At 57.7% G+C, this 20,975-nt stretch carries 21 protein-coding genes; 13 read left to right on the top strand and 8 right to left on the bottom strand.

Annotated elements, in window-relative coordinates; genetic code table 11:
- Positions 1-25: 25 nt before the first annotated feature.
- Together AACY07_RS02280 and AACY07_RS02275 are read right to left on the bottom strand one after the other, a co-directional pair.
- Positions 26-850, bottom strand: a complete 825-nt coding sequence (locus AACY07_RS02280; RefSeq protein ID WP_339473304.1) for an SDR family oxidoreductase — start codon at positions 848-850, stop codon at positions 26-28.
- Positions 851-860: 10 nt separating this feature from the next.
- Positions 861-1,325: a multidrug transporter gene (locus AACY07_RS02275; RefSeq protein WP_133076308.1), complete on the bottom strand. Its 465-nt coding sequence runs from the start codon at positions 1,323-1,325 to the stop codon at positions 861-863.
- A gap of 185 nt (positions 1,326-1,510) precedes the next feature.
- Here AACY07_RS02275 and AACY07_RS02270 point away from each other — a divergent pair, with 185 nt between their 5' ends.
- Positions 1,511-4,393 carry an RHS repeat domain-containing protein gene (locus AACY07_RS02270; RefSeq protein WP_339473302.1) on the top strand — a complete coding sequence of 961 codons (2,883 nt, stop codon included), beginning with the start codon at positions 1,511-1,513 and terminating at the stop codon, positions 4,391-4,393.
- Positions 4,394-4,441: 48 nt separating this feature from the next.
- On the opposite strand, the gene yaaA is transcribed toward AACY07_RS02270, so the two are convergent.
- Entirely contained in the window at positions 4,442-5,221 is a 780-nt protein-coding gene (gene yaaA / locus AACY07_RS02265; protein WP_338648722.1) for a peroxide stress protein YaaA, read from the bottom strand.
- Between the two features lie 134 nt (positions 5,222-5,355).
- Here yaaA and AACY07_RS02260 point away from each other — a divergent pair, with 134 nt between their 5' ends.
- The 3 genes from AACY07_RS02260 (at position 5,356) to AACY07_RS02250 (ending at position 9,270) form a co-directional block, all read left to right on the top strand.
- Complete coding sequence (locus AACY07_RS02260) at positions 5,356-6,474, top strand: polysaccharide deacetylase family protein (RefSeq protein ID WP_339473301.1); 1,119 nt, start codon at positions 5,356-5,358, stop codon at positions 6,472-6,474.
- Between the two features lie 259 nt (positions 6,475-6,733).
- Complete coding sequence (locus AACY07_RS02255) at positions 6,734-8,128, top strand: PhoH family protein (RefSeq protein ID WP_133076304.1); 1,395 nt, start codon at positions 6,734-6,736, stop codon at positions 8,126-8,128.
- A gap of 230 nt (positions 8,129-8,358) precedes the next feature.
- Positions 8,359-9,270: a LysR family transcriptional regulator gene (locus AACY07_RS02250; protein ID WP_338648720.1), complete on the top strand. Its 912-nt coding sequence runs from the start codon at positions 8,359-8,361 to the stop codon at positions 9,268-9,270.
- Here the strand turns inward: AACY07_RS02250 and AACY07_RS02245 are convergent.
- Positions 9,259-9,705: a DMT family transporter gene (locus tag AACY07_RS02245; protein WP_133076301.1), complete on the bottom strand. Its 447-nt coding sequence runs from the start codon at positions 9,703-9,705 to the stop codon at positions 9,259-9,261. The genes AACY07_RS02250 and AACY07_RS02245 overlap by 12 nt on opposite strands.
- A gap of 145 nt (positions 9,706-9,850) precedes the next feature.
- Here AACY07_RS02245 and moaC point away from each other — a divergent pair, with 145 nt between their 5' ends.
- The 3 genes from moaC to moaE are packed head-to-tail and all read left to right on the top strand — an operon-like array spanning position 9,851 to position 11,018.
- A complete protein-coding gene (gene moaC, locus AACY07_RS02240) occupies positions 9,851-10,324 on the top strand; it encodes a cyclic pyranopterin monophosphate synthase MoaC (protein ID WP_133076300.1) in 474 nt (157 codons plus the stop codon).
- Positions 10,321-10,566, top strand: coding sequence for a MoaD/ThiS family protein (locus AACY07_RS02235; RefSeq protein WP_339473299.1), 246 nt, complete (start codon positions 10,321-10,323; stop codon positions 10,564-10,566). The genes moaC and AACY07_RS02235 overlap by 4 nt, the downstream gene beginning before the upstream one ends.
- Before the next feature lie 2 nt (positions 10,567-10,568).
- Positions 10,569-11,018, top strand: coding sequence for a molybdopterin synthase catalytic subunit MoaE (moaE, locus tag AACY07_RS02230; RefSeq protein ID WP_326427331.1), 450 nt, complete (start codon positions 10,569-10,571; stop codon positions 11,016-11,018).
- 169 nt (positions 11,019-11,187) lie between these two features.
- Here moaE and rhlB read toward each other — a convergent pair whose 3' ends face one another.
- Positions 11,188-12,690, bottom strand: a complete 1,503-nt coding sequence (gene rhlB, locus AACY07_RS02225) for an ATP-dependent RNA helicase RhlB (RefSeq protein WP_339473296.1) — start codon at positions 12,688-12,690, stop codon at positions 11,188-11,190.
- 84 nt (positions 12,691-12,774) lie between these two features.
- A complete protein-coding gene (locus AACY07_RS02220; RefSeq protein WP_338648713.1) occupies positions 12,775-13,431 on the bottom strand; it encodes an alpha/beta hydrolase in 657 nt (218 codons plus the stop codon).
- A 420-nt stretch (positions 13,432-13,851) separates the two neighbouring features.
- On the opposite strand from AACY07_RS02220, the gene AACY07_RS02215 reads away from it, so the two are divergent.
- The 4 genes from AACY07_RS02215 to AACY07_RS02200 all read left to right on the top strand — a co-directional run bounded on the left by AACY07_RS02215 (position 13,852) and on the right by AACY07_RS02200 (position 18,015).
- Positions 13,852-14,883, top strand: a complete 1,032-nt coding sequence (locus AACY07_RS02215; protein ID WP_338648712.1) for an amino acid ABC transporter substrate-binding protein — start codon at positions 13,852-13,854, stop codon at positions 14,881-14,883.
- A 65-nt stretch (positions 14,884-14,948) separates the two neighbouring features.
- The gene (locus AACY07_RS02210; protein WP_339473293.1) at positions 14,949-16,130 is read left to right on the top strand and encodes an amino acid ABC transporter permease; all 1,182 of its coding nucleotides are present in this window, start codon (positions 14,949-14,951) and stop codon (positions 16,128-16,130) included.
- Between the two features lie 10 nt (positions 16,131-16,140).
- Positions 16,141-17,238, top strand: a complete 1,098-nt coding sequence (locus AACY07_RS02205) for an amino acid ABC transporter permease (RefSeq protein WP_339473292.1) — start codon at positions 16,141-16,143, stop codon at positions 17,236-17,238.
- Between the two features lie 12 nt (positions 17,239-17,250).
- On the top strand, positions 17,251-18,015 hold the full coding sequence (locus AACY07_RS02200; protein ID WP_133076292.1) for an amino acid ABC transporter ATP-binding protein: 765 nt from the start codon (positions 17,251-17,253) through the stop codon (positions 18,013-18,015).
- A gap of 40 nt (positions 18,016-18,055) precedes the next feature.
- Here the strand turns inward: AACY07_RS02200 and AACY07_RS02195 are convergent, their stop codons facing one another.
- Both AACY07_RS02195 and AACY07_RS02190 read right to left on the bottom strand, forming a co-directional pair.
- Positions 18,056-18,526, bottom strand: a complete 471-nt coding sequence (locus tag AACY07_RS02195; RefSeq protein WP_339473291.1) for a type II toxin-antitoxin system MqsA family antitoxin — start codon at positions 18,524-18,526, stop codon at positions 18,056-18,058.
- Positions 18,523-18,834, bottom strand: coding sequence for a type II toxin-antitoxin system MqsR family toxin (locus tag AACY07_RS02190; protein ID WP_326397405.1), 312 nt, complete (start codon positions 18,832-18,834; stop codon positions 18,523-18,525). Before AACY07_RS02190 ends, AACY07_RS02195 begins: the two co-directional genes overlap by 4 nt.
- 164 nt (positions 18,835-18,998) lie before the next feature.
- On the opposite strand from AACY07_RS02190, the gene AACY07_RS02185 reads away from it, so the two are divergent.
- Positions 18,999-19,658, top strand: a complete 660-nt coding sequence (locus AACY07_RS02185; protein ID WP_133076289.1) for a FadR/GntR family transcriptional regulator — start codon at positions 18,999-19,001, stop codon at positions 19,656-19,658.
- On the top strand, positions 19,648-20,967 hold the full coding sequence (locus tag AACY07_RS02180; protein ID WP_339473290.1) for a CynX/NimT family MFS transporter: 1,320 nt from the start codon (positions 19,648-19,650) through the stop codon (positions 20,965-20,967). Before AACY07_RS02185 ends, AACY07_RS02180 begins: the two co-directional genes overlap by 11 nt.
- The last annotated feature ends 8 nt before the right edge of the window (positions 20,968-20,975 follow it).

The following is a 20,975-nucleotide window of genomic DNA, read 5'->3' as shown; positions in this document are numbered from 1 at the left end:
GCCCGCTCCCACAAGTGCCTGGGCATCACAACGATGCGTTCAGCCCAAAGCGTTTCATCAGGATTTTGTGCAGCAGCCTGCGGGGCACCAGTGCTGCCAGCAACGGCATGGCACGGCTGCCATTGCCGTAACGCAGCACCATCGGCGGGGAAGGTTTTTGTACGGCCTTGAGCACCGCTTGAGCGAAGTCTGTTACCGGGGTGGGGTTGTCTTGCGAGGCTTTTGCCCGGGCGCGAATACCTTCACGCACGGGCCACCAGGCGGACTGCTGGTCGATTAACTGTTCGGCCTGGGCACTGGCATTTTTGGCAAAGTGGGTGTCGATAGCGCCAGGCTGCACTTCCAGTACGCGAATGGCAAAAGGTGCCAGCTCCATGCGCAGGGCATCGCTCAATGCATGAACGGCGGCTTTTGAGGCGCAATAGGCCCCCGCAAACGGGGTGACCAGTACACCGGAAACACTGCCGATATTGACCACCAGGCCCTTGCTGTGGCGTAGCGCCGCAAACAGAGCACGGGTGACACCGACCACTGAAAATACATTGGTTTCAAACTGCTGTTGCAAGCCCTCGACGCCGCCATCGAGCAACGGACCCATGGCGCCGAAACCTGCGTTATTGATCAGTACGTCCAGCCCGCCACCGTCTCGTGTCAGGCGTTCGGCCAGCTGTGCCAGCGCCTGAGGATCGTTCACGTCCAGCAGGACCGCGTTAAATCCCGCCGCTGCCAGTCGGGCCACGTCTTCAGGCTTGCGGGCGCTGGCCCACACCTCATGACCCGCCGCCTTGAAGGCGTCGGCCAGGGCGCGACCAATACCACTGGAGCAACCGGTGATCAAAACACGCAGCATGGAAAAATCCTTAGTTGGAAAAACTGCCCTGCAGGCGTTCGGCCCGGAATTCGAGGGTTTGTGGACGATAACCGGCACGCAGGGGCGGCATCGGCAAGCAGTCCTGCCAGCTTGCGCCCGCCTGCAGTTCTCCGGGGCCGCGGTAGCGAGGGGCGGTATAGAGGTTGTCGGCAAGGTTGACGGTATCGCCAGGAGCATAGGCAGCAATGCGCCAGCCGAGTTCGACCAGTGGTACGTCATTGCTGTTTTTCAGGGTCAGCTGCAATGGCCGGTCTGCCGGGCATTGCGCGGGGTCATAGACGATACGCAGCTCCAGGCGTGCCAGTTGCGCATTTTCGCGGCTGTCCAGCCACGCTACCGAGGCTGCGACTACCGCAAGCCCGAACACTGCCGCCAACGAAACCGGCAATGCCTTGGCCGGATAGCGCAGCAGCAGGACAAGCCAAGTGATGATCAGTAACACGCCGATAAGCATTGCAAGGTCTCGTTATACGACTGTGGGCGCGTAGCGGATTCGCCCAGGTTCACTACCCAGTTTAGGCCCAGGCCCGGGTTTACGGGCGATATAACTCACAACCTTACCTGAGCCGGGGCAATGCCGTTAGTCGTAACTGTCATAGTTGACAGTCGAAGCGCGGCAGCCCCGAGGATTAACTATCGGTGACTTCCCGCCTGCGAGTAGTGATGATGTTGAATCAGGATCGTTATACGCCCACCCTGGCTGTTTCGGACCCGCAAGGCCGGACGGTGCGCTCGGTCGCTTATTGCAGTGCTGCCAGCAGCACGGTTGCCGAGGCGCGTGTCAGTCGAATCAAGTTCGATGCAGTGGGCAGGGCTGCAGCGCAATGGGATCCGCGGTTATGGGCGTTGCGGGCAGAGGATCCATCTACCCCGAGCAACCTTGAGAATATGTATTCCCTGTCGGGAGTGCTGTTGACCTCGCGCAGCGTAGATGCCGGTGTGCGGGTCAATCTGACCGGTGAGCTCGGGCAGGTGCTGCACAGTTGGGATGGGCGCTGGAGTCAGCAAAAGGTCGAGTACGACGAATTACTGCGTCCCACGGCTGTTTTTGAACAGGCGTTGAACAGCTCTGAATCCTGCATTGCGCGTTACGTGTACGGCGCGGCGGATGGGGCTGTTGCCGGGCGTAACCAGTATGGCCAGGTAATCCGCCTCGATAGCCCGGCAGGCACCTGTCATTTCAGTCACTTCTCAATCAAAGGGGCGTTGCTTGCACAACAACAGTTTTTTTTGCGGGCGCTGGAGCCGCCGCACTGGCCAGAGCCACTGAGCGATCGCGATGAGCTGCTTGAGTCCGGGGAGGGCGCCACCACGCAGATGGTCTTCAACGCCTTGGGTGAGCTTGTGATGCAAATCGACGCCCAGGGCAACCAGCAGCAGTTTGATCACAACGTGGACGGTCAGCTGCGCCAGACCCGGTTGCGCCTCAAGGAGGCCGAGCCGAAAGTGCTGGTGCGCGATATTCATTACAACGCCCAAGGTGAGATCACGGGTCAAACCGCTGGCAATGGTGTTGTCAGCCTGTTGGATTACGCGCCTCAAACAGGCCGGCTTTTACGTCTGTACGCCAGCCTGCCACAGCAGCAAGCCTTGCAGGATTTGAACTACGTCCATGACCCGGTCGGCAATATCCTGAGTATCGAGGACAAGGCCTTGGCGGTTCGTCATTTCGCCAACCAGCGCATCGAGCCGATCAACCACTACACCTACGACAGCCTTTACCAACTGGCCGAGGCCACGGGGTGGGAGGCCGGAAGTGACAACCGTGGGCCAGACCAGATTGCGGATCCTCAGGCAGTGGCCTCATACCATCAAGCCTACGGTTACGACGGGGCAGGCAATTTACTGGAGCTGGTTCACAAGGGGCCGCAAAGGCATGGGCGCGTGCTGACGGCTGGCAAATACAGCAATCGGTGCCTGGCCGAACACAATGGACAGGCACCCACGCAAGCCGAGATTGAGGCAGGTTTTGATCCGTGCGGCAATCTGCGATCTCTGGATAATGCGCGGGCTCTGGGATGGAACCTGCGCAACCAGCTAAGCGAAGTCAGACCGGTTGAGCGCGAGTCGGGCCTCGATGACCGCGAGCATTATATTTACGATGTTGACGGCTTGCGTCAGCGCAAGATCCGCTCGGTACAAACCAATGTCCGTACCGTCATCAGCGAGACTCGCTACCTGCCGGGGCTGGAAGTTCGCATCAATAACGCCACCGGCGAAACCTTGTACGTGATCAGTGCGCAGGCGGGTCGCAACAGTGTGCAGGTGTTGCACTGGAAAGACTCACCCCCCAAAGGGCTAGCCAATCGACAATATCGCTACTCTCTTGGCGATCTTCTGGGCTCTTGCACCCTTGAACTGGACAGCCAGGCCAAGGTAGTCAGTCGCGAAACCTATCATCCGTTTGGCACCACGGCGTTCAGTGAGAGAGGAGATTCGAGCGAAAGCAGCTATCGCACGATGTGTTACTCGGGCAAGGAGCGGGATGCAACGGGGCTTTATTATTACGGGCTTCGCTATTACATGCCCTGGCTACAGCGATGGGTCAACCCTGATCCCAAGGGTTATCTGGATGGGCCTAATGTCTATGCGTTTGTTGGAGGCAACCCGATAACCTTCATGGACGGCGATGGTGCGGTACGCATTGACGTCAGTAACTTGACCAAAGAGCAAAAGAAAGCGATCGACCTTGAGGGGCCGCAGGTCAAGCCTGCCTGGAAGGTACATGATGCCGGTCGGGGCGAAGTAAAACCCAGCAGCAAGACACGAGAGTTGAGTTCTGAAATGTACAACTCTTTCAAACAGGGGCATGTGACTAACCTGATCACTAAAACCCTGTTGATTGAAGGTTCGCCCAATCAATTTGTTGATTTGTGGCGATCACGCAGGGATCCGGCAGACTTTCTCCAGCAGCGTCAGTTTAAACAGGGTACGAGCGCTTATATTCAATGCCGGACCGGTAATTGCGGTGAACACTCGGAAATTGCCTTTAGCCTGCTGGCCAGCACCAAAACCGAGCAACCGGTATTTCGCGTTAATGCTCAGGGCGTTGATCATGCTTTTGTGGTGATCGGTGACCGTCGCCAGATGAGCGATGAAAAGCTGGTGATTGTTGATCCGTGGCCAAACTTTCCCATGGTGCATACCGCCGATGTCGGGGAATTCAGCATAGGCAATACGGCAGAAACAGCAGGCAGGGACGCGGATCCTGCGTTTCGATTGGATGATGCAACATTGAAGGGCAACAGCGAAATGTCGTTCCCGGTGTTAGCGATCACGGGAGGTGTCAGCGATAAGCGTAGAAAACTAATCAAGGAATATGATGACAACGCCAAAGCCCGGAGCCGAACAGGCAAGTCGCCGCTCTTTGAACAGTTGTTTTCAATTGAAGATAAACATCGGGGCATGTTGTTCATGAAGTCGGGCAAGGAAAAAGTATTCAATAACTTGCCTGCCAGTTATGTGAATGACCGCATGAAACATTACTCAAGTTACATGAATGTTCACTACGGTTTGCAGTGACGTCAGTGAGGCGGGTGCAGTCAGCATTGGCTGGCTGCACCGCGTCCGTCATTGTGGAGCGTGGTCGCGCAAAAACACCAACAGATCAGGCTTGGACTGTTCAGCGCTAAAGCGATAACCCTGCTCATCGAACTGCTTGAGGTGATCCGGGTTGTTGATGCGCTCCTTGATCACAAACCGGCTCATCATGCCGCGGGCTTTTTTCGCATAAAAGCTGATGATCTTGTGCTGGCCGTTTTTCAGATCCTTGAACTCGGTATTGATGATGCGTGCGTTCAAAGCCGACTTTTTGACCGCCGAGAAATACTCGTTGGACGCCAGGTTGAGCACGACGTCATCGCCCTGTTCGGCCAGGGCCTCGTTGAGCCATTCGCTGATTTGCGTGCCCCAGAACGCGTACAAATCCTTGCCCCGGGCATTGGCCAGTTTGGTGCCCATCTCCAGGCGATACGGCATCATCAGGTCCAGCGGGCGCAGCAGGCCATACAGCCCGGAGAGCATGCGCAGATGGGTTTGCGCGTAGTCAAAATCCGCTTCGCTGAAGTCGACGGCATTGAGGCCGGTGTACACATCGCCCTTGAAGGCCAGCAGTGCCTGCTTGGCATTTTCGGGGGTGAAGGCGGGAGTCCAGCTGCCGAAGCGCGCCGCATTGAGGCCCGAAAGTTTGTCGGACAAGTGCATCAGCTCGCCAATCTGTTGCGGGCTCAGTTCGCGCAATTGTTCGATCAGTTCCTGGGAATGGTCCAGATACTGCGGCTGGGTGAAACGTGCTGTGGCGGGCGGCGTTTCGTAATCGAGGGTTTTAGCGGGTGAAATCACCATCAGCATGAGTTCGTCTCCTTTTAGCGTCGGGGGATTCTAGGGGGTTGGGCGGTTTGACTCCACCTATGACGTTGATAGAGGGCAAATACAAAATCCTGTAGCCGCTATAGTGCTGCCAGTTTTCACAGGGAGATTGACCCGTGCGCATTGCTCTTTTTTTCTCGGCCTGGCTGGTGTGCCTGGGGGCCGTTGCAGCACCCAATGAACCGGCGACGCTGGATCGCAGCGCCTGGCCCGAGCAGTTGATCAGCCCGGCCTTGTTCGATGTGGCCTCAAGGGCCGAAATTCTTGCCTTCGCCCATGCCTTGCTGGCCAGCGAGGCGCTGGATGAAAACGCACTCAAACAGCGCCTGGGTCTGAAAAACATCAACCAGGATGCCATCAATCATGTGCGTAAGCGGATGTGGCAGCGGCTGTTGGCCAACTACAACGTTGCCCAGCAAAGCTGTGATCAGGATGCCTCGTTTTGCTATTACGTTGACGGCATGGACAGCTTGCGTGAGCAGGCGGGCAAGTTTGCAGTGGCCGATGACTCGTTTTATGCGGCCTGGGCTGAGCCAAGCCGTGAGTTTCACCGGCGTTATCTGGATGAGCAACTGCGCAAGGCCGCGCTATTCCCGCAAATCAGCAGTGAAATCGAGCTGTTCGGCGAGCAGGAAACTAACGGCGTCGGGATGCATGATCGGCTGTTTGTACTGACCTTCGACAGTGGTCCCTCCCAATTGCCGGGCACCACCGACTGGTTGACCGATTACTTGCGCAAGCAGTCCCTGAGTGCGAGGTTTTTTGTGTTGGGCAACAGCCTGCAAGTACGCCTGGACAAAAGCGGTGAGCGGGCACTGCAAGCACTGTACAAGGGGCAGTGCGTGGGTGTGCAGGGCTGGGAGTATCGCTCCCACAGTCATTGGCAAGAGTGGCAGGACTCGATTTTACGCAGCGTTGCCCTGGTCAAGCAGGTTGTGCCGCACAACTATCTGGCACAGTTTCGCCCGCCCTACGGGCAGCGGCGGGCAGATAGCGGGGCGTTTTTCCAAGGGCAGGGCTTGCAGGTGTCGCTGTGGGATATTGATGCCCAGGACATGGCGGCCAACCTGAGTGGCGAGGAGTCGGCACAGCGGGTGTTGAGCCTGATGCTGCTGTGGCGTCATGGCGTGATCAAGTTTCACGACACCCAGGACAAAATTCGTACCGCGTTGCCCTGGTTACTCAAGGCGACGGCGCAGAGCGGGCTGGGTTGGGAGGACTGCGAAGTGCTGTAGAAACATGCAGTTAATATATGACTTTAGCCCTGCTTTGGGCATTCGCCAAGGCGATTCGTCACTCAAAAAAATAAAGTGGGTTATCGCTAAAAAAACTTTTTTTTGTCACACATTTAGGAGTATTACGAAGACAGACGGCCGAAACCTGCAACACAGGTGGCGTCTTCCAAGACCCATCGGGCAGGGCATACGGCAGTCACTTCGAGGCGCAGCAATGTTGTGGTATTGCGTCGACTGGCTCCCACAAAGGTGACCGAGTATGGATGATCACGGACGCACTCCTTCTTCCAACCAGCCAATCCTTTATGTACTCGATACCAATGTTCTGATTCACGATCCAAACGCACTGCTTAACTTCGAGGAACACCACGTCGCGATCCCGATGACGGTGCTCGAAGAACTCGACAAGCTCAAGACCGGCAAGTTACTGGTGGCAGCCGAGTGCCGTCAGGCCATCCGTTTGATTGACCAGTTGCTGGGGGTTGCCAGCCCTGAAGATGTCGAAAAGGGGGTGCCGATCCAGCGAGGCAAAGGCGCACCCAAGGGCTTTCTGTCGATCATGATGAGCAAGCGCCGGGAACCCAACGCGCTGTTGCCCGAAAACCTCAACGACAACATCATCATCAACCAGTTGATTGACCTGCACGCCCGTGAGCCGAAGTTGCGCGTGGTGTTGGTCACCAAAGACATCAACATGCGCCTCAAGGCCCGGGCTTGCGGGATCGAGTCCGAGGATTACAGCACCGACCAACTGGTTGACGACGTGTCGATGTTGTCGCGCGGTTATCACACCATGACCGGCTCTTTCTGGGACCGGGTCAACAAAGTCGAAACCCGTCAGGGGCATGGCCGTACCTGGCATCAGGTGCAGATGAACGAAAACCTGCCGGCGGTGCATATCAATGAATTCATCATCGATGAGCAGGGCTTTGTCGGCTGGATCAAAGAGGTGCGCAAGGACCAGTTGCTGATTCTGGACATGCATCAGGAGCCGTTGCTGCATCAGGAAGCCTGGGGTTTGAAACCGCGGGATATTTACCAGGGGCTGGCGCTGTTTGCCTTGCTTGACCCGGATATCCATCTGGTCAACCTGTCGGGTGCGGCGGGTTCGGGCAAGACCATCCTGGCGCTGGCGGCGGCGATTGAACAAACCATGGTCAGCAAGCGCTACCGCCGGATTATCTGTACCCGCAGCGTGCAGGGCCTGGATCAGGAAATCGGCTTTTTGCCAGGCACCGAAGCCGAGAAAATGGAACCTTGGCTGGGGGCCATTACCGACAACCTCGAAGCTCTGCACATGGATGACGAAAACACCCACGGCAGTGTCGACTACATCCTGAGTAAAGTGCCGTTGCAGTTCAAATCCCTGAACTACATTCGCGGTCGCAGCTTCCAGCAAAGCCTGATTTTGATCGATGAGTGCCAAAACCTGACACCGCACCAGATGAAAACCATCATCACCCGTGCGGGCGCCGGTTCCAAAGTGGTGTGCCTGGGCAACCTGGCACAGATCGATACACCGTACCTGTCAGCCACCAGTTCGGGGCTGACCTACCTGACGGAGCGTTTCAAAGACTTCCCCAACGGCGTGCACATCGCGCTGCAAGGGGTGCCACGTTCGATTCTGGCCGAATACGCCGAATCTCATTTGTAACCGTTTGAAGGTGGGAGCGGGCTTGCTCGCGATGAAAGTGGCGCGGTGTTTCAGATTGCACCGCGCCGTCTTCATCGCGAGCAAGCCCGCTCCCACCGTTGTTTTGGCTACATGTCTGGTAACCCGGCTTTGTAAGGTAAGCTGGCGGAGGTGGCGCGCCGGGCCCGTGGGTCTTGTTGAATCTGGTAATGCCGCGCTGCCCTGGAGTTGACCAAGACAGGAGCGTCGGGGTGTTACTGCGCAATATTGATTTGAATCTGCTGGTGGTGCTCGATGCGCTGCTCACGGAAAAACACGTGACCCGCACCGGTGTCCGTTTGCACCTGAGTCAGCCAGCCATCAGTCACTCGCTGAGCAAACTCAGGGTGTTGCTCGATGACCCGTTGTTGATTCGTCAGGGCAACGACGTGGTGCTGAGCGCGTTGGCGCAAAATCTTCAGGCACCGCTCAAGGCGATCCTTGGGCAGATCGAAGCGCTGCTCGGCCAGTCCATCGATTTTGTGCCGGCCGACTCACAGCGCACCTTTCGCGTGGCGATGTCCGATTACGGCGCCGCTATTGTGTTGCCCAAATTGCTGGTGCAATTGCGGGCCAAGGCCCCTGATACCTCGCTTGTGGTGGTCCAGGACAGCCGCCTGGGCATGCTGGAGCAGATCGAACAAGGCAAGATTGACCTGGCCCTGGGGGTTTTTGCGGCGTTGCCGGCGGATGTTTCCAGTGATGTGCTATTTGAAGAAACCTTCACGTGCCTGCTCGATCGTCGCTCGCTTGCGGACAATGCCGTGCTCGACCTGGAGAGTTATCTGGCCCGCCCGCACCTGTTGGTGTCGACGGATGGCAACACCCAGGGCGAGGTCGACAACGTATTGCGCGCCCAGGGCCTGCATCGACGGGTTGCGGTCAACGTCCCTCATTGGGGCGCGGCGCCAGGGATGATTGCCGACACTGACCTGATTCTCACGGTGGCCACCCGTACGCTGGACAACCTGTCATATGGCGACACCCTGATAGCGCTGGCGCCGCCCATGACAGTGGCGCCGTTCAACTATGTGCAGGTCTGGCATCAACGTTTCAATGAAGACCCGGCCCATCGCTGGCTGCGAGATCTGATCAGGCAGGTGAGCCCGCCCTCAGCCCCGTGATGCAATGAAAAACCCTGCCAGCACCACGCTGACCCCGAGCAGTTTTTGCAGGCCAGGTGTGTTTTTAGGCAAGCCCAGCAGTCCGAAATAATCGATGAGCAGTGAAATGATCAGCTGGCCCACTACCACTGCCATGATGAAATTCAGCGCACCCAGTCGCGGTACGGTGATCAGAGCCACCGTGATGTAAAACACCCCGGCCAGCCCGCCCAGCCAGATCCACCAGGGACCGGTGATCAAGGCCTCGAGGTTGGGCCGTGGCACTTTGACGATCAGCATCACCAGCGCAATCGCGATACCACTCACCAGCAATGAGATCACGGTGGCCCAAAAGGGATGCCCCAGCATCAGGCCCAGTCGTGCGTTGCTGCCTGCCTGCAGGGGCACCGCAGCACCGGCCAGCAGGCTCAGGGTAATGGCTATAAAAAGTGGCATAAGGGCTTCTCCAGAGTTTCAACCGTTGTACGGCGAATGGTCGTGGGCGGCCAATTCGATGTTCTGATGCGCGGTATTCGCGGGGTCGATGGCCTTCCACTGAAACTCGGGTTTACAATCGAGTCTCCTGTCTGGAGTACCCCCTGTGCTGACACACTTAGATTCCCAAGGCCGCGCCAACATGGTCGATGTCACCGATAAAGCAGTGACTTCCCGTGAGGCCGTGGCACAAGCGGTGGTGCGCATGCGCCCTGAAACCCTGGAAATGATCGTCAGTGGCGGTCACCCCAAGGGTGATGTGTTCGCGGTGGCGCGCATTGCCGGGATACAGGCGGCGAAGAAAACCTCGGATTTGATCCCACTGTGCCATCCCCTGATGCTCACCAGCGTCAAGGTTGAACTCAGCGCCCGTGGCAGCGATGCCGTGTTGATCGTGGCGCGTTGCAAATTGTCCGGGCAGACCGGTGTCGAAATGGAAGCCCTGACTGCCGCCAGCGTCGCGGCACTGACGATCTATGACATGTGCAAGGCCGTGGATCGCGGCATGACCATCGAAAACGTGGGTGTGCTGGAAAAGCTCGGCGGCAAGAGCGGGCACTTTCAGGCTGACCTGTCATGAAGCTCAACGTGGTGTTTTTTGCTCGCTATCGTGAAGCCCTGGGGCTGGATGGCGAATCAGTGGAAGGTGAATTCACCTCCATCGACGCGTTGCGCGCGCACCTGACGCAACGCGGGGGTGCCTGGCAGGTCTTGGCGGAGTCCAACCTGATGTGTGCGCGCAACGAGGAGTTGTGCAAGCTGGATGAAGGGTTGGCAGATGGCGATGAAGTGGCGTTCTTTCCGCCTGTGACCGGAGGCTGAACATGGCGATTCGGGTGCAAGCGGCAGCCTTTGATCCGGGCGCCGAAGTCAACGCGTTGCACGCGGCCAACATGGGCGTGGGGGCGGTGGTGAGTTTTGTCGGTTATGTGCGCGACTTCAATGACGGGCGTGACGTGGCGGGGATGTTTCTGGAGCACTATCCGGGCATGACCGAAAAGGCGCTGACCAACATCATGAATGAGGCCGGGCAGCGTTGGCCCTTGCTCAGGCTTGAAGTGCTGCACCGGGTGGGAGCGCTGGAGCCGGGTGAGCCCATTGTGTTTGTAGGTGTGGCGAGTGCCCATCGCCAAGCGGCATTTGATGCCTGTGCATTTGTGATGGACTACCTGAAGACCCGTGCCCCGTTCTGGAAAAAAGAACAGACCAATGACGGCCCGCGCTGGGTTGAAGGGCGGGCCAGCGATGAAGCGGCGGCGGATCGCTGGAAGTAGGGGAGGATACTGTGTGGGAGCGGGCTTGCTCGCGATGCAAGCGGCGCGGTTTATCGTTTAAACCGCGTTGATCCTATCGCGAGCAAGCCCGCTACCACAGGTTTGATGCTGTTCACATCATCAGGCTACGCCAGGGCCCACTGTGGGCGTGGGCTTGCATGCGATGGCATCAAGCCGTTGCCTCCGGATCGTGGGGCTTGCGCACGGCCCGTACAACAGGGCGCAGCAGTTCGGTCGGCGGTGTTTCGCAGCTGATTTTGCGGCCCAGCAAGGCTTCGATCGACGGCAGTTGATACGAGTCGTCCTCACCGGCAAAGCTGATGGAAACGCCGCTGGCGCCTGCACGGCCAGTACGACCAATGCGGTGTACGTAGTCGTCGGGCATTTCGGGCAGGGTGAAGTTGATCACATGGCTGATGCCGTCAATGTGAATCCCGCGTCCTGCTACGTCGGTGGCCACCAGTACGCGAATCTTGCCTTCGCGAAAGCCCTCGAGGGTCTTGATACGTTTGTGCTGCGGCACGTCACCCGACAGCTGGGCGGCGTTGATGCCATCACGCACCAGGCGTTCTTCAATGCGGCGTACTTCGTCCTTGCGGTTGGCGAAGACGATGACCCGCTCCCAACCATTGTCGTTCACCAGATTGAACAACAGTTTGTACTTGTCGGCACCGGCAACGGCATACACGTGCTGCTCAACCATGTCGCTGGCGACATTGACCGCCTCGATTTCGACGATGGCAGGGTCTGTGGTCCATTGCTTGGCCAGGTTCATCACGTCCTCGGTAAAGGTCGCAGAGAACAGCAGCGTCTGGCGCTCGGCTTTCGGCGGCGTTTGACGAATGATTTGACGTACTTGCGGGATGAAGCCCATGTCCAGCATGCGGTCGGCTTCGTCGAGCACCATCACCTCGACCATGTCCAGATGCACTTCGCCGCGCTGGTTGAAGTCCAGCAGGCGGCCCGGCGTGGCGACCAGGATGTCGCAATGACGCGCTTCAAGCTGCTTGAGCTGCTTGTCGAAGTCCATACCGCCCACGAACGTCATGACGTTGAGGTCGGTGTACTTGGTCAGGTCGGCGGCGTCCTTGGCGATTTGCACCACCAGCTCGCGGGTCGGCGCGATGATCAGTGCGCGCGGCTCGCCCATGTAACGTTCTTTGGGCGGCGGGGTCTGGGTCAGCTGGCTGATGATCGAGATCAGGAATGCAGCGGTTTTACCCGTACCGGTCTGGGCGCGGCCAATGGCGTCGCGACCGCTCAGGGTATAGCCCAGCACTTCAGCCTGGATCGGCGTGCAGTACGGAAAGCCCAGGTCTTGAATGGCGTGCATCAGCTCGGGGGTGAGCTTGAAATCGTGGAACCGGACTTTGCCTTCTTGTGGCTCGACCGCAAAATCTTCGAGTTTCCAGGGAATGACCGGTGGCTTGGGCGCTGCTTCACGCCGTGGTTTTGCAGCTTTTGGTTTTTCGACGCGTGGTTGTTCAGCAGCAGGTTGTGCGTCAGGAGTGCTCACCGGCGCAGCGGCTGGAACAGGAGCAGGAGCAGCACGGCCAGACTGTTGCGCGTCGATTCGCGGGCTGGGGTTGCTCACAGGTGCGATGGATGCTGGCGCGAGCGGCTCAGCCTCGCTTTTACCGAATATTTTTTTGAGTGCTTTGAGCACGGTCATCTCATCAGTTGGTTAAGGAGTGTACGCCGGGCAGTGTAATGCAAGTCGGGTGCTCGGCGTAGTGAACGACAGGATGTTTCGGTTTTAGCCCAGGCGTTTCGCCAGCCAGGTACCGATGTCGCGAATTTCTTCGGGTAACACTTCATGGCCCATTGGGTATTCCTGCCATGTAACCGCCACACCTGCGGCTTTTAAGCGTTCATAAGCCGTACGGCCCATAGCGTTTTGGACTACTTCGTCGTACTGCCCATGTAAGCAGAGCGCCGGGATGCGTTGCTGGCTGGCTGACAATGGCAGGGTTTCGCTGAAGGTCGGGGCATAAGTGGAGAGGGCAAGTACGCCACCCAATGGTCCCTGCCATTTCAGGTAGGCGGTGTGGAAGACCACGGCGCCGCCTTGGGAGAAACCGGCCAGAAAAATCCGGTTGGAGTCGATACCGCTCTGGCGCTGGGCTTCGATCAATTGAATGACCATGTCGGCCGACTCTTCTAGCTCTTCTTCGCTGATGGAACGGGCAGGGCTCATGGCCTTGATGTCGTACCAGCTCGGCATGGCATAACCGCCATTAATGGTCACCGCGCGGGTCGGTGCCTGTGGCAATACGAAGCGTGTGGTCAGCAACGACTGTTGCAGTATTTCGGCCACCGGCATGAAGTCATAGCGGTCGGCACCCAGACCGTGGAGCCAGATAACACAGGCGTCTGCGGTCTTTTGGGGTTGGATGACAAGAGGTTGGGTCATGACTGCTCCATCGTTGTGCATGTGCGCAAACCGGGTGCGCTACAAATGTGCTTGATCGGTTAAAAGTTACAGAAAATGTCGCTTGCTTGAACGTTTTTTCCTGCATTACCTACTGAACTTACTTAAGCAGCAGGAGTGGTACGCGCTTTGCTTTGTGGACAGGGACGTGAATGCGCTCACCTTCGGCGGTAACACTAACAGGCTACTGCCGGTGGGGGGACAGCAAAAATCCCGAGGTTGAAGTTAGACAAGGAATTCAACAGCTCAAGTGAGCGCTTCAGTTTGACGGTTCGTGCGATGCACCCATCGCTCAAGACTTATGCCGCTTGACCCAATAAAAAGCCAACACGGGTCAACAGTGCCTCACAAGGGGGCGGCGGGTCTTGTTCAAACACAACAAAAGCATCACTGGAGGTTTGAATGAAGCAGTTGAAATCCACCCTGGCTCTGGCCACCGCAGCCATCGTGTTACTCAGTGCCAGTGGTTTTGCCCACGCAGGCGCAACCCTGGACAGCGTTAAAAAGAAAGGGTTTGTGCAATGTGGCGTCAGTGACGGATTGCCGGGTTTCTCGGTGCCGGATGCCACTGGCAAGATTCAGGGTATTGATGCAGACATTTGCCGAGCAGTGGCCGCCGCTGTATTTGGCGATGCAACCAAGGTCAAGTTCAGCCAGTTGAACGCCAAGGAGCGTTTCACCGCGCTGCAATCGGGCGAAGTGGACGTGCTGTCGCGCAACACCACCTGGACCAGCTCCCGTGATGCGGGCATGGGCATGGTCTTCGCGGGCGTGACTTATTACGACGGCATCGGTTTTTTGGTCAACAACAAGCTGGGGGTTAAAAGTGCCAAGGAGCTGGACGGTGCAACCATCTGTATCCAGGCCGGTACCACCACCGAGTTGAACGTGTCGGATTACTTCCGCGGTAACAACCTCAAATACACCCCAATCACTTTCGATACCTCCGATGAAAGCGCCAAGTCGCTGGAAAGCGGCCGTTGCGACGTGTTGACCTCCGACAAGTCGCAGTTGTACGCACAGCGCAGCAAACTGGCGAACCCGAGCGACTACGTCGTATTGCCTGAAACCATCTCCAAGGAGCCGCTGGGCCCTGTCGTGCGTAAGGGCGACGAAGACTGGTTCAGCATTGTGAAGTGGACTCTGTTCGCCATGCTCAATGCTGAAGAGGCGGGCATCACCTCCAAAAACGTCCTGGCTGAAGCCAAGTCGACCAAAAACCCTGATGTGGCCCGTTTGCTGGGTGCTGACGGCGAATATGGCAAAGACCTGAAACTGCCAAAAGACTGGGTAGTACAGATTGTCAGCCAGGTCGGTAACTACGGCGAAGTCTTCGAGAAAAACCTCGGCAAAAATACCCCTTTGGCCATCGACCGCGGGCTGAACGCTCTGTGGAATAACGGCGGCATTCAATACGCACCACCCGTGCGCTGATAGCCCTTTCACCCGGCAGGCCAACTGCCGGGTGATGTTGTCTGATCCATTTTTAGGGGCACTTCATGCAAATTAAAGTCGGCGCACCCAAGCCAAGGCTCAGCCTCGGCGATCCACGTGTGCGTGCGTGGTTATTTCAGCTCATCACCGTTGCGCTGGTGGTGTTCATGGGCTGGTATCTGTTCAACAACACCCAGACCAACTTGCAGCATCGCGGCATTACTTCGGGTTTTGACTTTCTGGAACGCAGTGCCGGTTTTGGCATTGCGCAGCATTTGATCGATTACACCGAGTCCGACAGTTATGCCCGGGTTTTTCTGATCGGTTTGCTTAACACATTGCTGGTGTCGGTCATCGGTATCGTCCTGGCGACGGTTCTGGGCTTTATCATCGGTGTCGCGCGCTTGTCGTCGAACTGGATGATCAGCAAGCTGGCCACGGTGTATGTCGAGATCTTCCGCAATATCCCGCCTCTGCTGCAAATCCTCTTCTGGTACTTCGCGGTCTTTCTGACCATGCCGGGGCCACGCAACAGCCACAACTTTGCCGACACCTTTTATATGAGCAGCCGCGGCCTGAACATGCCTGCAGCTGTTGGTACCGAGGCCTTCTGGCCCTTTGTGGGCAGTGTGGTGCTGGCGATTGCAGCCGTGGTGCTGATGGTTCGCCGGGCCAACAAGCGCTTCGAAGAGACCGGCGTACCGTTTCACAAGTTCTGGGTCGGGCTGGCTCTGATGCTGGTGATTCCGGGCTTGAGCATCATGTTGTTCGGCACTCCGGTGCACTGGGAAATGCCAGAGCTCAAGGGTTTCAACTTTGTTGGCGGTTGGGTGCTGATTCCGGAGCTGCTGGCGCTGACCATTGCATTGACGGTCTACACCGCAGCTTTCATTGCTGAAATCGTACGTTCGGGGATCAAGTCGGTCAGCCATGGCCAGACCGAGGCTGCCCGCTCGCTGGGCCTGCGTCCGGGGCCAACCCTGCGCAAGGTGATTATCCCGCAAGCACTGCGGGTGATTATTCCGCCACTGACCAGCCAATACCTGAACCTGGTGAAAAACTCGTCGCTGGCGGCGGGCATCGGTTATCCGGAAATGGTTTCACTGTTTGCAGGCACGGTGCTTAACCAGACCGGGCAAGCGATTGAAGTCATTGCCATCACCATGAGCGTGTACCTGGCCATCAGTATCAGCATTTCGCTGCTGATGAATTGGTACAACACGCGTATTGCGCTGATCGAGCGATGAGGACGGGACTATGACAACTCATGTTTTTAAACCCGACATGCCGCCGCCGGGCAACCGCATCGGTATCGTTGCCTGGGCGCGGGCCAATCTGTTTTCCAATTGGCTCAACACCTTGCTCACCCTGTTTGCCTTTTACCTGATCTGGCTGATCGTGCCGCCGCTGCTGAGCTGGACGATCTTTGACGCCAACTGGGTCGGCAGCACTCAGGCGGACTGCACCAAGGAAGGCGCCTGCTGGGTGTTTATCCAGCAGCGTTTTGGCCAGTTCATGTATGGCTACTACCCGACCGGACTGCGCTGGCGTGTAGACCTGACCGTGTGGCTTGCCGTGGTGGGCGCCGCGCCGTTGTTTATCTCGCGCTTCAAGCACAAGGCCATCTGGGGACTGGGCTTTTTGGTGGTCTACCCGATTCTGGCATTCACCTTGTTGCATGGCGGCTACTGGGGCCTGAGCAACGTGGCCACGAGCCAGTGGGGCGGCCTGATGCTGACGCTGGTTATTGCCACCGTAGGCATTGCCGGTGCCTTGCCATTGGGGATTTTGCTGGCGTTGGGCCGACGCTCGGACATGCCCGCCATTCGTGTGGTGTGCGTGACCTTCATCGAGTTCTGGCGCGGCGTTCCTCTGATTACCGTGCTGTTCATGTCCTCGGTGATGTTGCCGTTGTTTCTGCCTGAGGGCATGAACTTCGACAAGCTGTTGCGTGCCTTGATCGGCGTGATCCTGTTTCAGTCGGCGTATGTGGCTGAAGTGGTGCGCGGAGGCCTGCAAGCCATTCCCAAAGGGCAATACGAAGCGGCTGCGGCGATGGGCCTGGGCTACTGGCGCAGCATGGGCCTGGTGATTTTGCCGCAAGCCCTCAAGCTGGTGATCCCCGGCATCGTCAACACCTTTATTGCCCTGTTCAAGGACACCAGCCTGGTGATCATCATCGGTCTGTTCGATCTGCTCAACAGCGTCAAGCAAGCCGCCGCCGATCCGAAATGGCTGGGCATGGCCACTGAAGGCTATGTGTTTGCAGCGTTGGTGTTCTGGATTTTCTGTTTTGGTATGTCCCGCTACTCCATGCATCTGGAGCACAAGCTGGACACTGGCCACAAGCGTTAGGAGTAGTGCGACATGAGTGAAGCAATCAAAAAGCCTGCAAGCGCTGAAGGCATTATTCAGATGCAGGGCGTCAACAAGTGGTACGGCCAGTTCCATGTGCTCAAGGACATCAACCTGAACGTCCAGCCAGGCGAGCGCATTGTGTTGTGCGGGCCTTCGGGCTCCGGCAAGTCGACGACCATTCGCTGCCTCAATCGCCTCGAAGAGCACCAGCAGGGGCGCATCGTGGTTGACGGGGTAGAGTTGACCAACGACATCAAGCAGATCGAGACGGTACGGCGCGAAGTGGGCATGGTGTTTCAGCACTTCAACCTGTTTCCGCACCTGACCATTCTGCAGAACTGCACGCTGGCACCGATGTGGGTACGCAAGATGCCCCGGCGTCAGGCTGAAGAAATCGCCATGCATTATCTGGAGCGGGTTCGTATTCCGGAGCAGGCGCACAAGTTTCCGGGGCAGTTGTCGGGCGGCCAGCAACAGCGTGTGGCGATTGCCCGGGCGTTGTGCATGAAACCAAAAATCATGCTGTTCGATGAGCCGACTTCAGCGCTCGATCCGGAGATGGTGAAAGAGGTGTTGGACACCATGATCGGCTTGGCCGAAGACGGCATGACCATGCTCTGCGTGACCCACGAAATGGGCTTTGCCCGCACAGTGGCCAACCGGGTGATCTTTATGGACAAGGGCGAAATCGTGGAAGAGGCCGCACCGAACGACTTCTTCGACAACCCGCAGAATGACCGGACCAAATTGTTCCTGAATCAGATTTTGCATTGATTCAACCGCTGTAGCCGCAGCCTAAGGCTGCGGCTACAGGCTATTCGTGTCGCTGCTGTTGTTTTTGCACCAGCAGCGCATTGATATCGGTGCACTCATTGATGGCCTGTAATTCCCGAACCAGTTCGGGATGGCGATCCAGCAAACGCATCAGCACAAACAAGGGTTTCGGTGGTTCGACCTCGGCACGCTCATAGCGGCTGAACGCATTGTGGCCCCCCCCCGACAGCAGTTGCACAGCACTTTTTTGAGTGAAGTGAAGTTTGCGCCGAATGCGCTTCATCTCATCAGCCATTACCTGCTTGGCATCTTCAATCAGTTCATCTCCTGCCCGGGCATAACGCTCTGCACTGGGAGCATCGAACTCGACCTCAGCGCATTCCTTGCATTCATGGCCGCTCAGGCTGTGCACCATCCGGTTCATTTGCTTGAAATTCACATTGAAGCTACGCCCTTTGAAGGCGTACATCGCGTTGGGGGCCCCGCAGGCGTAACAGTCATGTTTGCTCATAGGTCTTTTTCCTTGAAAGCGATGACTGGCGGCCCTCCACTCGGGCGATAAGTCACCTTGATATAAATAGCCAAACCGTAGGCCTGTGCGTGATAGACGTCTTGCCAGACCTTGTGGTCTGAGTGGGTCGACATCGACTTGTACAGCGCCCGGCGTTCTAAAGAAGCAATGACCCGCTGCATTTGCGCCAGGGTCAGGCCCATGGTTCGTCCGCCATCCAGGGCGCTTTTGGTAAACGCTACAGCGCCAAGCCGTTGTACGTCGGCTTGAATGCACTGGAGGTTGTAGTGAGGTGTTTTCTTTTCCATAAGAGGCAGCCTCGATTTTTTTAAAATACCCTTTGAGGGTTGTTTGTTCAATGCTCAATCAGCATTTTTTTGGGGCACTTAATCTGTAGTTGATTGCCGATGCGAAGACGTCTGGCTAACATGTAGGAAAATTCATCCTATGATTGGATGAAAAGGTGAATTCGATGACAGATGCTTCTCCACTGATAAAACGTTCCCTGGTTGACCAGGCGCTTGAGCAACTGCGTGCGCGAATAAACAACGGCACCTGGGCGGTGGGGCAGCGTTTGCCGACTGAGCCGGAGCTTGCGGCGCAACTGAACATCAGCCGTAACACCGTGCGTGAAGCCATGCGCGTGCTGGCATTCGCCGGGCTGATCGAAATCCGTCAGGGCGATGGCAGTTATCTGCGAGGGCGAGTCGACCCGATGGACACGTTGCGTGCCTTGTCATCCTGCTCAATGGAGCAGGGTCGGGAGATGCGGCACATCCTTGAGGTTGAAGCCGTTGGCCTGGCGGCCTTGCGTCGTACGGACGAGGACTTGCGGCTGCTGCATCAGGCGCTCGATGCAAGTGGCGAGCACTATCACGGTGAGCTCGACACCTATATTTGCTGCGACCTGGTGTTTCACCAGCGGCTGATAGATGCCGCGCACAACCCGGCCTTGAGCGAGCTGTATCGCTACACCTCCAGCGTTGTGACCAACCATTTGCGCAAGACGATGGATGTTCATCCCAGGCGTCAATTGGTGTTCGACCTGCACGTCGAGCTACTCGAAGCCGTAGAACAACAAAACCCGCAACGGGCCATGGCGTTATGCCGGACGTTGATCAATGAACCCTGAGCCGGAGCACGCCATGACTCAACCTTTGTCAGTCGCCAATGCCAGCGCCGAGCCCGCTCGTCATCTGGATGAGCTGGAAGCGTTGCTGATCGATGCTGAGATAGACGACGAACAGGTGCAGCAAACGCCCCCGGTCGTGCTGAGACCGTGGTTGCTGCTATTGGGCCTGGTACTGGTGGCGCTGAACCTGCGTCCGGCATTGTCGAGCATGGCGCCGCTGCTGGGCGAGGTGTCGGACCGCCTCGGGCTGTCGGCTGCGCAGGCCGGTTTATTGACCACTTTGCCGGTGCTTTGCCTGGGCCTGTTCGCACCTTTGGCACCGATTCTGGCCCGGCGTTTTGGTACTGAGCGGGTGGTACTGGGGATTCTGGTGGCACTGGGCGGCGGCATCGTTCTGCGCAGTTGCCTGGGAGAGGTTGGGCTGTTTGCCGGGAGCATTCTGGCGGGCGCCAGCATTGGCATCATCGGCGTGCTGTTGCCGGGGATTATCAAGCGTGATTTCGCAGGGCATGCCGGGACCATGACCGGTGTCTACACCATGGCCTTGTGCCTGGGCGCGGCACTGGCGGCGGGCGCGACGGTGCCACTGAGCGAGTCGCTGGGTCAGAGCTGGGCACTGGGACTCGGCTTCTGGGCCTTGCCGGCTCTGGTTGCGGCCATTTTCTGGCTGCCCCAAGTGGGCAAGCGTCAGGGCTCACACAATGTTGCTTATCGGGTGAGTGGCCTGCTGCGTGATCCGCTGGCCTGGCAAGTGACGCTTTACATGGGCTTGCAGTCCTCGTTGTCCTATATCGTTTTTGGCTGGTTGCCCTCCATTCTGATCGGGCGCGGTTTGACCCCGACCCAGGCCGGGCTGGTGATGTCGGGCTCGGTCATCGTGCAATTGCTGACTGCACTGACAGCGCCCTGGCTGGCCACGCGGGGCAAAGATCAGCGGTTGGCCATTGTGCTGGTCATGAGCATGACCCTGGCCGGGCTGTTCGGCTGCCTGTATGCCCCCATCGAAGGCTTGTGGGGCTGGGCGATTGTGCTGGGCCTGGGGCAGGGCGGTACGTTCAGCCTGGCGTTGACGCTTATCGTATTGCGTTCGCGGGACGCTCATGTTGCGGCCAACCTGTCTGGCATGGCCCAGGGTATTGGTTACACCGTGGCCTCCATGGGGCCGCTGGCGGTCGGGATCGTGCATGAAGTCACGGGCGGCTGGAGTGCTGTGGGCTGGATTTTTGCCGTGGTGGGCCTGGGGGCTATCGCCGCCGGGCTCGGCGCGGGACGTTCCCTGTATGTGAATGTGCAGAGCGAGAAAATCTGAGGGCCATA

It is taken from the genome of Pseudomonas sp. RL_5y_Pfl2_69 (genome assembly GCF_963970465.1).
Classification (GTDB): domain Bacteria; phylum Pseudomonadota; class Gammaproteobacteria; order Pseudomonadales; family Pseudomonadaceae; genus Aquipseudomonas.
The sequence above is the reverse complement of the archived record's forward strand: the minus strand, read 5'-3'. Positions and strand labels throughout refer to the sequence as shown.

Excerpts from the sequence above, each read along its gene's own strand:
- AACY07_RS02280 (WP_339473304.1), bottom strand. The coding sequence starts at position 850 with ATGCTGCGTGTTTTGATCACCGGTTGCTCCAGTGGTATTGGTCGCGCC.
- AACY07_RS02275 (WP_133076308.1), bottom strand. The coding sequence starts at position 1,325 with ATGCTTATCGGCGTGTTACTGATCATCACTTGGCTTGTCCTGCTGCTG.
- yaaA (WP_338648722.1), bottom strand. The coding sequence starts at position 5,221 with ATGCTGATGGTGATTTCACCCGCTAAAACCCTCGATTACGAAACGCCG.
- AACY07_RS02255 (WP_133076304.1), top strand. The coding sequence starts at position 6,734 with ATGGATGATCACGGACGCACTCCTTCTTCCAACCAGCCAATCCTTTAT.
- AACY07_RS02245 (WP_133076301.1), bottom strand. The coding sequence starts at position 9,705 with ATGCCACTTTTTATAGCCATTACCCTGAGCCTGCTGGCCGGTGCTGCG.
- AACY07_RS02235 (WP_339473299.1), top strand. The coding sequence starts at position 10,321 with ATGAAGCTCAACGTGGTGTTTTTTGCTCGCTATCGTGAAGCCCTGGGG.
- moaE (WP_326427331.1), top strand. The coding sequence starts at position 10,569 with ATGGCGATTCGGGTGCAAGCGGCAGCCTTTGATCCGGGCGCCGAAGTC.
- rhlB (WP_339473296.1), bottom strand. The coding sequence starts at position 12,690 with ATGACCGTGCTCAAAGCACTCAAAAAAATATTCGGTAAAAGCGAGGCT.
- AACY07_RS02220 (WP_338648713.1), bottom strand. The coding sequence starts at position 13,431 with ATGACCCAACCTCTTGTCATCCAACCCCAAAAGACCGCAGACGCCTGT.
- AACY07_RS02215 (WP_338648712.1), top strand. The coding sequence starts at position 13,852 with ATGAAGCAGTTGAAATCCACCCTGGCTCTGGCCACCGCAGCCATCGTG.
- AACY07_RS02210 (WP_339473293.1), top strand. The coding sequence starts at position 14,949 with ATGCAAATTAAAGTCGGCGCACCCAAGCCAAGGCTCAGCCTCGGCGAT.
- AACY07_RS02205 (WP_339473292.1), top strand. The coding sequence starts at position 16,141 with ATGACAACTCATGTTTTTAAACCCGACATGCCGCCGCCGGGCAACCGC.
- AACY07_RS02200 (WP_133076292.1), top strand. The coding sequence starts at position 17,251 with ATGAGTGAAGCAATCAAAAAGCCTGCAAGCGCTGAAGGCATTATTCAG.
- AACY07_RS02195 (WP_339473291.1), bottom strand. The coding sequence starts at position 18,526 with ATGAGCAAACATGACTGTTACGCCTGCGGGGCCCCCAACGCGATGTAC.
- AACY07_RS02190 (WP_326397405.1), bottom strand. The coding sequence starts at position 18,834 with ATGGAAAAGAAAACACCTCACTACAACCTCCAGTGCATTCAAGCCGAC.
- AACY07_RS02185 (WP_133076289.1), top strand. The coding sequence starts at position 18,999 with ATGACAGATGCTTCTCCACTGATAAAACGTTCCCTGGTTGACCAGGCG.
- AACY07_RS02180 (WP_339473290.1), top strand. The coding sequence starts at position 19,648 with ATGAACCCTGAGCCGGAGCACGCCATGACTCAACCTTTGTCAGTCGCC.